Origin of the sequence: Delftia acidovorans NBRC 14950 (assembly GCF_001598795.1) — a bacterium.
GTDB lineage: Bacteria > Pseudomonadota > Gammaproteobacteria > Burkholderiales > Burkholderiaceae_C > Comamonas > Comamonas acidovorans.
In genome coordinates, this window is the sequence record NZ_BCZP01000028.1 from 19,286 (window position 1) to 31,660 (window position 12,375).

Sequence of the window (12,375 nt, forward strand, 5' to 3'; positions counted from 1 at the left end):
TGTCTATTCATCAGGAGCCTGTATGCCGACCTCTGTCATCCTGCCGCCCGGCGGCTTCTCCATAGCGCATTGGTGCCTGCTGGTGGCGGCCCTGCTGCCGCTGGCCTGCGCCTACATCGCCAAGGCGCCCGGCATGAAGCACCGGCCGGGGCAGCGCGGTTTCGACAACCACGAACCCCGGGCCTGGCTGGCGCAGCAGACGGGCTACCAGGCACGGGCCAATGCGGCGCAGGCCAATAGCTTCGAGTGCCTGCCGTTCTTCATTGGCGCCTTGCTGGTTGCCTGGCAATTGGGTGCACCGTCCGCGCGTGTCGATGGCCTGGCCGTGGCCTTTATTGTGTTGCGTATTGCCTACATCGCCTTCTATGTGACGGACCGCGCCACGCTGCGCAGTCTGGCCTGGGCGCTGGCGCTGGTGGTGAATCTGCTGCTGTTTTTCGCGGGCTACCGCTGAGGCCTGGGTGAGACCTGGGTGAGGGCCGGGCGCGTGTTCACCGCGCGCCGTGCTGGCCCTGAAGCCTACGGTGTTTCACATACGGGCAAGCACCGATGCTGTGCATGCGGGCTCTGGGCATGATCGTGTTGCACTGCAGCAAAATAACCATCATGTCTTCCCACGTGCTTGATCGCCGAACCTTGTTGAGCCTCATGGGGCTGGGTTCCCTGTGGTCGCTTCCTTCCCTCGGTTCGGCCGAGCTGGTGACGATTTCCGTGGGCGGTCAGGGCCTGCTGTATTACCTGCCGCTGGTGATTGCCCAGCAACTGGGGTACTTCGAGGCCGAGGGCCTGACCGTGCGCATCGATGACTATCCGGGCGGGTCGCAGTCGCTGCAGGCGCTGGAATCGGGCGCCGCCGATGTGTGCGCGGGTGCCTATGAACACACGCTTGTCGCGCAGCAGCGCGGCAGTGTGCTGCGTGCCTTTGTCGTGCAGGGGCGTGCGCCGCAGATTGCGCTGGGCGTGTCCTCGCGCTGGATGCCGCGCTACCAGACGCTGGCCGACCTGCGCGGGCGGCGCGTGGGCGTGTCCTCGCTGGGCGCATCCACGGCCCGGGCCGTGCAACTGATGCTGCTGGGCGATGGCCTGGAGGCCGATCTGGTGCAACTGGTGGGTGTGGGCTCGGGGCCTGACGCCATGGAGGCGCTGCGCACCGGGCGCGTGCATGCGCTGTGCCATGCGGACCCGCTGATGAGCGTGCTGGAGGACAAGGGTGCCGTGCGCATCGTCAGAGACCTGCGTGATCTGCGCAGCAGCGCGCAGCTGTACGGCGGCTCCATGCCCTCGGGCACGCTGTACGCGACCCAGGCCTTTTTGCGCAAGAACCCGGCCAAGGCCCAGGCGCTGAGCAATGCCATGGTCCGATCGCTCAAGTGGCTGCAGACCGCCGCGCCCATGGATGTGCTCAGGGCCGTGCCTGCACCCTATCTGCTGGGTTCGCGGCGCGCCTATCTGTCGGCCTTCGAGCACATGCGCACCACGATCTCGCCGGATGGCCTGATGCCCGATGACGGGCCTGCCACGGCCCTGCGCGCCCTGGTCCGGCTCAACCCTGCGCTGGCGCGCAGCGGTATCGACCTGGAGCGCTCGTTCACCAACGAATTCGTGCGGCAGTCCCGCCAGCGTTTCCACACCTGAGCCCCCGGGCCGCACGCAAAAGAGCCCGCGAAAGCGGGCTCTTTGGAGGAGGGCAGTGATGGCGCCTTCAGCGCTTTTTCACCTTGGATGGCTTGCCGCCACGCGGCGCCGTGGTGACCGACACCTTGGCGTTGCGGTTTTGCGGCTGCACGGCCACCTTGCGCGCGGTTCCGGTGGACTTGGCCGCCCGGGCATTGCCGCCGCTGCTGGCGCGCACCGGCAGGTAGGCCACCAGCGATTGGCCGGCATGCAGGGTGGCGGAGGACTTCAGGTCATTCCAGTCCGCCAGATTGGACGCACTGACGCCGTAGCGGTTGGCCACGCTGATCAGCGTGTCGCGCTTGCGGGCCTTGATGGTGGTGCGGCGCGTGACGATCTCGGGGGCAAAGCTGATCTGGCCGTTGTCGGCCACGTGGCCGGCCACGTCGGCACGCACGTTGGCGCCGCGCGGCACCATGAGCGCGGAGCCGGCCTTGATCAGCATGCGCGGGGGGATGTTGTTGAGGGCGCGCAGGTCGGACTCGCCCAGGCCCACGCGCTGGGCCGCCTCGGCCACGCTGATGGTGGAAGGCACGGTCCAGACGGTCCAGCTCGCGTACTGGCCTTCGTCGAAGGCCTGCATGTTGCGGCGGAACACCTTGGCGTTGTCCCAGGGCAGCAGGATCTCCGGCGTGCCGGCCGCAAAGATCACCGGCTTGCGGAAGCTGGGATTGAGCGCCTTGAAGTCATCGGTCGACACGTCGGCCAGCTTGGCCACCAGTTCCACGTCGATGTCACGGGTGATGGTGACGGTCTGGAAGTAGGGGTGGTTCTCGATCAGCGGCAGCTCGGTGTTGAATGCATCGGGGTTGGCCACGATGTTCTTGACGGCCTGCAGCTTGGGCACGTACATGCGGGTCTCGGCCGGCATCTGCAGGTCGGTGTAGCCCGTGGGCAGGCCCAGCTTCTCGTTGCGCTTGATGGCGCGGCCCACACTGCCTTCGCCCCAGTTGTAGGCGGCCAGGGCGAGGTGCCAGTCGCCGAACATGTCGTAGAGCTTTTGCAGGTAGTCCAGCGCGGCGCGCGTGGAGGCCAGCACGTCGCGGCGGTCGTCGCGGAAGGCGTTTTGCTTGAGGTCGAAATAGGTGCCGGTGGCCGGCATGAACTGCCACATGCCGGCCGCCTTGGCGGTGGAGACGGCCTGCGGGTTGAAGGCGCTCTCGATGTAGGGCAGCAGCGCCAGCTCGGTGGGCATGTTGCGCCGCTCCAGTTCCTCGACGATGTGGAACAGGTACTTGCTGGAGCGCTCGGTCATGCGCTGTATGTAGTCGGGCCGGCTGGCATACCACTGCTCGCGGTCCTTGACCAGATCCTGGTCCAGGTCGGGCATGGCGAAGCCCTGGCGAATGCGTACCCACAGATCGCCCGTGGTCTCCAGCGAGGCCACGCCGCCGTTGCCGGCGCTGCCTGTGCCCAGCGGGCTCAGCGGTCCGTTGGGGTACATCGGGGAGTGCGGTGCGGTGCTGGGGGCGGGGGCCGTGCTGGCCAGGTCCGGGCTGCTGGTGGTGGCGCAGCCCGCAAGAGCCAGCAGGCTGCCCAGCAGCAGGGTGTGTAGCAGTTTCATCAGAAGACGTTTTTCCATTGGCGCAGGCCGGCCAGCACGCTGGCGGGGTCCTGCTGTCTCACCTGTGCGTCGAAGCCTGCGGCGGCGGCGGCCACTGCGGATTCGCGCGTTCTAAGAAAGGGATTGATGGAGCGCTCGGTCTCCATCAGGGAAGGCAGCGTGGGCCGGCCGGCCTCGCGCAACGCCTGACAATGCCTCTGGTAGTGAGCCAGGGCCTGGTTGTTTGGTTCCACGGCCTGCGCAAAGCGCAGGTTGGACATTGTGTACTCATGTGCGCAGCAGACCAGGGTGTTGTCCGGCAGCGCGGCCAGATCGTCCAGCGATTGCTGCATCTGCTGCGGCGTGCCTTCGAACAGGCGCCCGCATCCCCCTGAAAACAGCGTATCGCCGCAGAACAGCACGGGCTGCGCCTGCGCCGCCGTGCTGTAGAAGGCGATGTGGCCGCTGGTGTGGCCGGGCACGTCAATGACCTGCCAGGGGCCGCCCAGGGCCTGCACGATATCGCCACCCTGCACGCGCTGCACGGGTTCGGGCAACTGCTCGTAGGCGGGGCCCCAGACCTGGGCGCCCGTGGCCTGGCGCAGCTGCGCCACGCCGCCGACATGATCGGCATGGTGGTGGGTGACTAAAATGCCCTGCAACTGCAAGTCCAGCTGGCGCAGGCTGGCCAGCACGGGCGCTGCATCGCCGGGATCGACGACCAGGGCCTGCCCTGCGTCGTACAGCAGCCAGATGTAGTTGTCGGAAAAAGCGGGGATGGGCAACAGGTTCATGAGCAGCAAAATTATAGGGACGCATCACTGGACGCAATCTGCCCTCGGCCACTACCTGCTGGAATGGGAGCAGCAGCGCTGCGACGAGGCGGTGGCCGATATTTTCGGCTATCACAGCCTGCAGTTGGGCATGCCCATGCTCCAGGGGCTGCGCGCCAATCGCATGCCGCACCGCTGGCTGGCCCTGGATTCCATGCAGGATGCGGTGCCAGCCGAGGGCGTGCCGCCGCTGGAGGTGCCCGTGGCGCTGCTGGCCGATCCGGCCGCGCTGCCGTTTTCCGAGGCCAGCCTCGACCTCGTCGTCATGCCGCACACGCTGGAGACCTCGCCGGACCCGCATGCCGTGTTGCGCGAGGCGGCCAGGGTGCTGATGCCCGAGGGCCGTATCGTCGTGTGCGGGCTCAACCCCGCCAGTCTGCTGGGCGTGCAGCGCCGTGCCGAGCGCGGCGTGTATCTGCCCGATGTGGGCTGGGGCGTGGGCTACTGGCGGCTGCGCGACTGGCTGCGATTGCTGGCCTTCGAGATCGAGGCCGTGCAGTTCGGCTGCTATCGTCCTGCCGTGCAGACAGATCGCTGGCTGCGGCGCTGGCAGTTCATGGACCGCGTGGGGCGGCTGGGCTGGCCCATGCTGGGCGGCGTGTACTGCGTGGTGGCCGTCAAGCGCGTGCCGGGTGCACGCATGCTGGAGCCTGCCTGGCGTGGCCGTGCAGCCGTGTCGGGCGCCTCCGTGCCTGTGGCCCACCGCATGCCGGCGCAGGCGGTGCAGGGCAGCGATCCGCATTCCAGCCGGCCTGAAGGCCGGGCCATTCAACCCAAGGAAATTTTTTGAATCAAGTTGTTATCTACACGGACGGCGCCTGCAAGGGCAATCCGGGTCCCGGCGGCTGGGGCGTGGTGCTGGAGGCCGGCAGCGCCAGAAAAGAGCTGTTCGGCGGCGAGCTGAACACAACCAACAACCGCATGGAGATGATGGCCGTGATCGAGGCGCTGTCCGCGCTCAGGCGGCCCTGCGATGTGGTGCTCTACATCGACAGCCAGTACGTGCTCAAGGGCATCACCGAATGGATCCATGGCTGGAAGGCCAAGGGCTGGAAGACGGCCTCCAAGGAGCCGGTCAAGAACGTCGAGCTGTGGCAGCGGCTGGACGCTCTTGTCCAGGGCGGCGGCCACCGCATCGACTGGCGCTGGGTCAAGGGCCACGCAGGCGACCCTGGCAACGAGCGGGCAGACGCCCTGGCCAACAAGGGCGTGGACCAGGCACTGGGGCGCTGAGCGCCTGGTGCGGGGCGGGTGCAATGCCCGTCCCTTGCTTCCACCTCCTGAGACCTACCTACAACGCGGTAGATGAAAACCCCAGAACCAGAATTCGGCCCGCGCAGCTAATATTTCCATAAGTGGAAATTAGTTCGCGCCCTGCCAGGCATCTTCCGTGGTGTGGTGTTCAAAATTGCCACTTGTGGAATTTTTAAACCATCTCACGATGAAAGAGCCTTGCGATGAAATACAAAGCAATTGCCGCATTGGCGATGCTGGGCGGCGCGGGAGCGGCGCTGGCCCAGAGTTCGGTGACGCTGTACGGCAGCATGGACCTGACCATGCCCTGGGTCAGCGATGTGCGCGGGAGCCGGCTGACGCGCATGGATTCGGCCATTTCCCAGCCTGACCTCTGGGGCCTGCGCGGCTCCGAGGATCTGGGCGGTGGCATGAAGGCCTCGTTCCAGCTGGAGAACGGATTCCTCACGGACATCGGCTCGCCGATCTCGCCGACCAGCTACTTCAACCGGGCTTCCTGGGTGGGTCTGGACAGCGCGTCGATGGGCTCGGTGCGGCTGGGTCGCCAGGTCGATTTCACGGCCGGCACGCTGAGCCAGTGGGGCAACGGCTATCAGCTCTACAACTTCTATCTCTACCACCCCGGCAACCTGGACGGCCTGTCCAGCCAGTTTCCGGTGGACAACTCCGTGGTCTACCTGACGCCCAGCATGGGCGGCATGCAGTTCGGCGCGCAGTACGGCTTTGGCGAGGTGCCGGGCCGCTCGCAGGCCAACCGCACCTATAGCGTCATGGGCAGCTATTCCAGTGCCAAGCTCAATCTGGCCGTGGCCTACACCGATGCGCGTGGCCGTGCCTTCGATATCGCCGGGCGCACGGGCCTGGCGAACGCGCTGGGCCAGGACCTGGTGGCGGGCCGGCCGCTGGTGCTCGACACCTTCCAGGTGCTGGGCATCGGCGGCGGTTACCAGCTCGATGCGCTTCCGGTCCGGCTCAACGCGCTGCTGACGCGTTCCACGCTCAAGTACGGCGCAGCCTCCAGCAACATGAGTGCGCTCGACCTGGGCCTGGCCTGGCAGACCAGCCAGGCCGTGACCATCAACACGGGCTACTCCTTCAGCCGCTTCGAGCAGACGAAGTGGAACCAGGTCCACCTGGGCGCGCGCTATGCCTTCTCCAAACGCACGCAGCTGCATGCCTCGGTCACGCACCAGCGCGCCTCGGATGGCGTGGCGGCGATGAACTCCGTGGGCGTTGCCAGCGGGCGCACGCAGACCGTGATTGCGGCAGGCATACACCACTCGTTCTGAGAGGCATGAGACATGCAGCCCGGTCGATGCGGGCGCATTGGAGACCCCACGATGAAATTCACCCTCAATTCCCAAAGCGTGGCCTTTGACGGCGACGGGCAGACCCCGTTGCTGTGGGTGCTGCGCGATCACTTCAAGCTGCCCGGCACCAAGTTCGGCTGCGGCATCAGCATGTGCGGGGCCTGCACGGTCCATGTCGATGGCGAGCCGGTGCGCTCCTGCGTGCTGCCCGTCTCGACGGTGGGCGGCAAGGCGGTCACGACCATCGAAGGGCTGTCCAGCAACCGTTCCCACCCCATCCAGAAGGCCTGGATGGACAAGGACGTGCCGCAGTGCGGCTACTGCCAGTCCGGCATGGTCATGGCCGCTGCCGCGTTGCTCAAGACCCATCCACAGCCCACCGATGCGCAGATCGACGAGGCCATGACCAATCTGTGCCGCTGCGCCACCTACCACCGCATCCGGGAGGCCATCCATGCCGCAGCGTCCAAGCAATGAACGGGGCCGCACGGCCGGCTCTGCCATCTCGCTGCGGCGCAGGCATCTGCTCCAGAGCGCTGCTGCGCTGCTGGTGGCGCCTGCTGCCGGCAGCCTGCTGATTCCGCTGGCGCAGGCCGCGCCAGCGGAGGCCGGTGCAGCGGCAGCAACGGCCTCCTCCATCGGCGACTGGGTCTGGATCGAGCCTTCGGGGCAGGTCGTGATCGGCGTGTCGCAGTGCGAGGTGGGCCAGGGCATCTACACGGGCCTGCCCCAGGTGCTGGCCGACGAGCTCGATGCCGACTGGGCCAGCGTGACCGTGCGCTTCGTCACGGGGCGCGACGCCTATCGCAACGACGCGGGCGAGATGCCGTTCCAGCAGTTCGTGGGCGCGTCGATGTCGATGAACTATTTCTACGAGCGCATGCGCCTGGCCGGTGCCCAGGCCCGTGATGTGCTGCTGCGTGCCGGCGCGGCCCGGCTGGGCGTGCGGGCATCCCAGTGCAGCACGCGCGCCGGCCGCGTGCTGCACTCCGCGACGGGCCGCAGCGTGGGCTACGGCGAGATCGTGGCCGAGGCTTCCAGGCTGCCCCTGGCCGCGCGGCCGCGCATGAAGTCGGCTTCCGAGCAGGGCCTGATCGGCCGCAACCTGCGGCGGGTGGACACCCCGGCCAAGGTCGATGGCAGTGCGGTCTTCGGCATCGATGTCGAGGTGCCCGGCATGCTGATCGGCGCCGTGCGCATGGCGCCCAGCGTAACGGGGCGCATCGTGCGCATCCGCAACGAGGGCGAGGTGAGCGCGCGCCCCGGCGTGCATGCCGTCGTGCGCACCACGCAGTGGCCCGACCCCGAGCCCAGCACCGTTGTCGTGGTGGCCGATTCGTACTGGATCGCCAAGCAGGCCGCCGATGCGCTGGACATCGAATTCGACGCCGGCGCGGCGGCCGGCGTGGACAGCGAGCGCATCCATGCGCAGTTCGTCGCAGGCCTGGCCAGCGACAAGGCCGTCGTTGCCCGCAGCCTGGGCAAGCCGCGCGAAATGCTGGCGGCGGGCAAGCCGATCACGGCCGACTACCACTCGCCCTACATCACGCACGCCACCATGGAGCCGCTGGCCGCCACTGTCCATGTGCGCGACGGCGAGGTCGAGACCTGGGGGCCCTACCAGGGCCAGGACTTCCTGCGCGGCGAACTCGGCAAGGCCTGCGGGGTGCCTGCGGACAAGGTCATCGTGCACACCACCTTCCTCGGAGGCAGCTTCGGGCGCAAGTACATGCCCGACTTCGCCTTGCATGCGGCAGCGGCATCCAAGGCCGTGGGCCGGCCCGTCAAGGTCATCCGCTCGCGCGAGGACGACATACGGCATTCCTACTACCGGCCCGGTGCCTCGGGGCGGCTGAGTGCCGTGCTGGGCGCCGACGGCCTGCCTGCCGCGCTGCATGCACGCATCTCGGGCCAGTCGCTGTACGGGGCCATCAACCCCAAGAAGATGGCCGATGCAGGCGGCTGGGACGAGACCATGGTCGAGTCCATCTACGACCTGATCTACGGCGTGCCCAACCTGCTGGTGGATGCCGTGGACGTGCAGCAGCCCATACCGCTGAGCTATCTGCGCAGCGTGGGCACCACGTCCAGCGTGTTCTTCCTGGAAAGCTTCATCAGCGAGCTGGCCCACACCGCAGGCGTGGACGACTACCAGTACCGGCGCCGCCTGCTGGCCGGCCAGCCGCTGGCGCTGGGCGTGCTGGATGCGGCGGCGCGGGCCGCGCGCTGGGAGCAGCCCGTACCGGCAGGCCTGCACCGCGCCATGACCTTCAACGTCTACACGGGGCGGGGCGAGAGCTTCCAGACCTTCGTCGCACTGGTCATGGAATTGCGTGTTGTGGAAGGCCGCGTGCGGCTGGAGCGCGCCATCTGCGCCATCGACGCGGGCCGCGTGGTCAACCCGGGACTGGTCAAGGCCAATGTGGAAGGCGGCATCGGCTTTGCGCTGACCAACACCTTCAAGAGCCGGCTGGGCTTTGACAAGGGCGTGGTGCAGCAAAGCAATTTCCACGACTACCCGCTGCTGCAACTGTCCGAAATGCCCCGCGTGGAGGTGGTCCTGGTCGAGAGCGACCGGCCGCCCCAGGGCTGCGGCGAAGTGGCCCTGGGCCCCACGGCGCCCGCCGTGGCCACGGCCCTGTTCCATGCCACCGGCCGCCGGTTCCGCTCCATGCCGCTGCCGCAGGACATCGCGTCCACCTGATCACCCCCCAACCCGCTTTTTTTGAGAAAAGGAATTTCATGCAAGTCGAACACATCACCCCGTGCATAGGATCGGAGATCTACGGCATCGATCTCTCGGACCCGGCGCAGGTGCATGACCATGCGGACGCGCTGCGCCGGCTGCTGGCCGAGCGCCAGGTCATCTTCTTCCGCGACCAGACGCTGGACCCTGCGCAGCAGGTGCGCGTGGCCCAGGTGTTCGGCAAGGTAGAGCCCGTGTCCTCCACCTTTCCCTCGCACCCGGACGATCCCCATGTCGAGCTGCTGATCAGCCAGGGCACGCGCACCGGCACCGACATCTGGCATGCCGACCTGACCTGGCAGACCAAGCCGCCCGCCGGTGCCTGCCTCTACGCCGTGGACGTGCCGCCCACGGGCGGCGACACCATGTGGGCCAGCATGACCACGGCCTTCGCCTCGCTGGCGCCCGAGCTGCAGGCCTATCTGCGCAAGCTGCGCGCCACCCACAACTGGGAGGCGCCAGCGCTCAGGCAAAGCCTGATGCGCCGAGATCCGTCTGGCGAGGCCTATCGCGCCACCCGCCTCAAGCATCCGCCGCTGGAGCAGCCCGTGGTCCTGGTGCACCCGGTGACCTGCCTGCCCGTGGCCTTTGTGAACTCGCTCTACACCACGCACATCGAGGGCGTCACCAGCGACGAGAGCGCGGCCCTGATCGCCATGCTCAGCGGGCTGGCCAAGGTGCCTGAATGGCAGGTGCGCTTTCGCTGGCGCAAGGGCTCGGTGGCCATCTGGGACAACCTGGCCACGCAGCACTACGCGGTCAATGACTACCACCCCGCAGCGCGGCGGATGCACCGTGTGGCGATACGCCAGGCTTGAGCCCGGCAACGAACTTTGCTGACAATGAAAAAACCACGATGAAAGCCCTCTCCATGAAAGCGAAACGCAGAACGCTCGCCCTGGGCGCGGCCATGGCCCTGGCGCTGCTCGCCGGTCCGGCGCAGGCCCAGACCTACCCCCACAAGCCGGTCACCATCGTCGTGGCCTACCCCGCAGGCGGCGATACCGACGCGCTGGCGCGGCTGCTGGGCGAGAAGCTGTCGGCCCGCATCGGCCAGTCCGTGCTCGTGGACAACCGCGCGGGCGCCAGCGGCACCATAGGCAGCAGTTTCGTGGCCAAGGCACCGGCCGATGGCTACACGCTGCTGCTGGCGCCCAATACCTTTGCCATGGCCCAACTGGTGCTCAAGCTGGGCGCGGGCCACGGCTACGACGTGCTCAATGGCTTCACGCCCGTGATCGAGGTCGGCTCCACTTCGCTGTTCCTCGTCGCCGGGCCCGGTGCGGGCGTGCGCAGCTTCAAGGAGGCCATCTCCTCCAGCCAAGGCCGCTCGCTGGGCTATGCCACGCCGGGCAATGGCTCGCCCATGCACTTCCTCGGCGAGATGGTCCGGCGCGCCACGGGCGCCCGCTTCGAGGCCATTCCCTACAAGGGCGTGGCGCCGGCCGTCACCGATGTGGTGGGCGGCCATGTGCCCTTCACCTACAGCACGCTGGGCTCCATCGCTCCCTATCTGCCCGGCGGCAAGCTGGTGGCGCTGGCCGTGGCCGACGCCCAGCGCTCACCGCTGGCGCCCGACGTGCCCACGCTGGCCGAGCTGGGCTACAAGGACGTGGAGCTGACTGCCTGGTACGGCCTGTTCGGCCCCAGGAACATGCCCGCCGAGGTGGTCAAGCTCCTGAACACGCACCTCAACGAGATCCTCAGGATGCCCGACGTGGTGGCGCGCATGGCCACGCTGGGAACCGTCCCTGTGGGCGGCCCGCCCCAGCGGCTGGGCAAGACCAATGCCGGCGATTTCGAGCGTTTCGGGCGGCTGGTCAAGGAGCTGGGCATACAGCCGGACTAGATTGAACAGGCGCTGAACGAAAGGAGGGAGGAAGCAGCGGGCGCCGGCGCAAGTCATCCCGGGTGGTGGCCCGGGGAAGGAGGGTGGTCTTGCGCCGGCGCATCCTGCCTGATGCGCTCGGCCAGCAGGTGGGACATGAAGCGCAGGTAGCGCTCGATCTGCTGGTCTGCCTCGGGTCCCTCACCGAACAGTTCGGCCAGCAGCGGCCGTGCCGTGGGCAGGAAGGCCGAAATGCTGAGGATGGCCAGGTGGATGAAGCGCGGGTCCACCTGTGCCGGGTGGCTGGCCTGCGCTCCGTCCATCAGCATGGTCGAGGTTAGCTCCAGCCCGCGCCGCGTGATGCGCTGCAGCGGCGTGCCCGAGGGCGGCGGCTCTTCTTCGCTTTCGTAGTGGTAGATCTCGGAGAGCGCCAGCCGCTCGAACTGCGGGTGCTCGCGCATGAAATCCAGCCGCAGCAGCAGGCGCTGGTAGACGCGCTCTTCCACCGTGCCCTGCGTCCTGAGCGCCACTTCCATGCGGTTTTGCAACTCGCGCATCAGTGACTCCGTCACCTCCTGCAGCAAGCCCTTGAGGCTGCTGAAGTAGTAGCGCACCAGGGCACGCGTGACACCGGCTGCCGCCGCGATTTCCAGAATGCTCAGCTGCTCCGGCGTGCGGGTCTTGAGCAGGTTGACCGTGGTCTGCAGGATGATGTCCCGTCCCACGGCATCGTCGGCCAGCGGGCGGCCGCTGTTGCGGCGGGGCTTCTTGGGCGCGGATTCGGTTGGCTTCTTTTGAGGCGGCATGCGGGCCATTGTCGGCGATACACAGGCAGCGGCCGCGCCGCAAGCGTCAGGGCTGGGCGGTAATGCGGGCCAGCGCGTCCGCGATCTCGCGGGCCTGCTGGGGCCGCACCAGCCTTTGCACCTCCTGCCCGTCACGCAGAAAGATCAGGGTGGGCCAGAGCTTGACGCGGTAGCTGCGACCCAGGGCCCGGCCGGGGCCGTCTTCCACCTTGATGTGCGCCACCTGCGGGGCGGCATCCAGCGCCTGCGCAATCAGCGGTTGCGCGCCCTGGCAGTGGCCGCACCAGGCGGTGCCGAACTCCAGCAAGGTAGCGCCGGGCAGCGTGTCGACGGTGCTGCGATCGGGGGCGTCGGTCAGGTGCTTGGACTGGAAGGGCATGG

Annotated in this window: 13 protein-coding genes; 9 read left to right on the forward strand and 4 right to left on the reverse strand. The window is 67.6% G+C overall.

Annotated elements, in window-relative coordinates:
• Positions 1 to 22 precede the first annotated feature (22 nt).
• Both DA1_RS24965 and DA1_RS24970 read left to right on the forward strand, forming a co-directional pair.
• On the forward strand, positions 23 to 454 hold the full coding sequence (locus DA1_RS24965; RefSeq protein WP_034396111.1) for an MAPEG family protein: 432 nt from the start codon (positions 23 to 25) through the stop codon (positions 452 to 454).
• 95 nt (positions 455 to 549) lie between these two features.
• The gene (locus DA1_RS24970; RefSeq protein WP_034396107.1) at positions 550 to 1,635 is read left to right on the forward strand and encodes an ABC transporter substrate-binding protein; all 1,086 of its coding nucleotides are present in this window, start codon (positions 550 to 552) and stop codon (positions 1,633 to 1,635) included.
• A gap of 67 nt (positions 1,636 to 1,702) precedes the next feature.
• Here the strand turns inward: DA1_RS24970 and DA1_RS24975 are convergent, their stop codons facing one another.
• Positions 1,703 to 3,238 (reverse strand): transglycosylase SLT domain-containing protein, encoded by a 1,536-nt coding sequence (locus DA1_RS24975; protein WP_012206697.1) that lies wholly within the window; start codon positions 3,236 to 3,238, stop codon positions 1,703 to 1,705.
• Positions 3,238 to 4,011 carry a hydroxyacylglutathione hydrolase gene (gene gloB / locus DA1_RS24980; RefSeq protein WP_034396102.1) on the reverse strand — a complete coding sequence of 258 codons (774 nt, stop codon included), beginning with the start codon at positions 4,009 to 4,011 and terminating at the stop codon, positions 3,238 to 3,240. Before gloB ends, DA1_RS24975 begins: the two co-directional genes overlap by 1 nt.
• Here gloB and DA1_RS24985 point away from each other — a divergent pair.
• The 7 genes from DA1_RS24985 (at position 4,010) to DA1_RS25015 (ending at position 11,209) form a co-directional block, all read left to right on the forward strand.
• A complete protein-coding gene (locus DA1_RS24985) occupies positions 4,010 to 4,840 on the forward strand; it encodes a class I SAM-dependent methyltransferase (protein WP_034396099.1) in 831 nt (276 codons plus the stop codon). The genes gloB and DA1_RS24985 overlap by 2 nt on opposite strands.
• Positions 4,837 to 5,283, forward strand: coding sequence for a ribonuclease HI (gene rnhA / locus DA1_RS24990; RefSeq protein WP_013801482.1), 447 nt, complete (start codon positions 4,837 to 4,839; stop codon positions 5,281 to 5,283). The genes DA1_RS24985 and rnhA overlap by 4 nt, the downstream gene beginning before the upstream one ends.
• A gap of 224 nt (positions 5,284 to 5,507) precedes the next feature.
• Positions 5,508 to 6,593, forward strand: a complete 1,086-nt coding sequence (locus DA1_RS24995) for a porin (protein WP_034396096.1) — start codon at positions 5,508 to 5,510, stop codon at positions 6,591 to 6,593.
• A gap of 51 nt (positions 6,594 to 6,644) precedes the next feature.
• The gene (locus DA1_RS25000; RefSeq protein ID WP_034396093.1) at positions 6,645 to 7,091 is read left to right on the forward strand and encodes a (2Fe-2S)-binding protein; all 447 of its coding nucleotides are present in this window, start codon (positions 6,645 to 6,647) and stop codon (positions 7,089 to 7,091) included.
• Positions 7,069 to 9,318, forward strand: a complete 2,250-nt coding sequence (locus tag DA1_RS25005) for a xanthine dehydrogenase family protein molybdopterin-binding subunit (protein ID WP_034396091.1) — start codon at positions 7,069 to 7,071, stop codon at positions 9,316 to 9,318. Before DA1_RS25000 ends, DA1_RS25005 begins: the two co-directional genes overlap by 23 nt.
• A gap of 38 nt (positions 9,319 to 9,356) precedes the next feature.
• Positions 9,357 to 10,178, forward strand: a complete 822-nt coding sequence (locus DA1_RS25010; protein WP_034396088.1) for a TauD/TfdA dioxygenase family protein — start codon at positions 9,357 to 9,359, stop codon at positions 10,176 to 10,178.
• Positions 10,179 to 10,231: 53 nt separating this feature from the next.
• Positions 10,232 to 11,209, forward strand: a complete 978-nt coding sequence (locus tag DA1_RS25015) for a Bug family tripartite tricarboxylate transporter substrate binding protein (RefSeq protein ID WP_013801486.1) — start codon at positions 10,232 to 10,234, stop codon at positions 11,207 to 11,209.
• A 53-nt stretch (positions 11,210 to 11,262) separates the two neighbouring features.
• Here DA1_RS25015 and DA1_RS25020 read toward each other — a convergent pair whose 3' ends face one another.
• Entirely contained in the window at positions 11,263 to 11,994 is a 732-nt protein-coding gene (locus DA1_RS25020) for a TetR/AcrR family transcriptional regulator (RefSeq protein WP_225970995.1), read from the reverse strand.
• A 46-nt stretch (positions 11,995 to 12,040) separates the two neighbouring features.
• Positions 12,041 to 12,373: a thioredoxin family protein gene (locus DA1_RS25025; RefSeq protein ID WP_034396086.1), complete on the reverse strand. Its 333-nt coding sequence runs from the start codon at positions 12,371 to 12,373 to the stop codon at positions 12,041 to 12,043.
• Between the last annotated feature and the right edge of the window lie 2 nt (positions 12,374 to 12,375).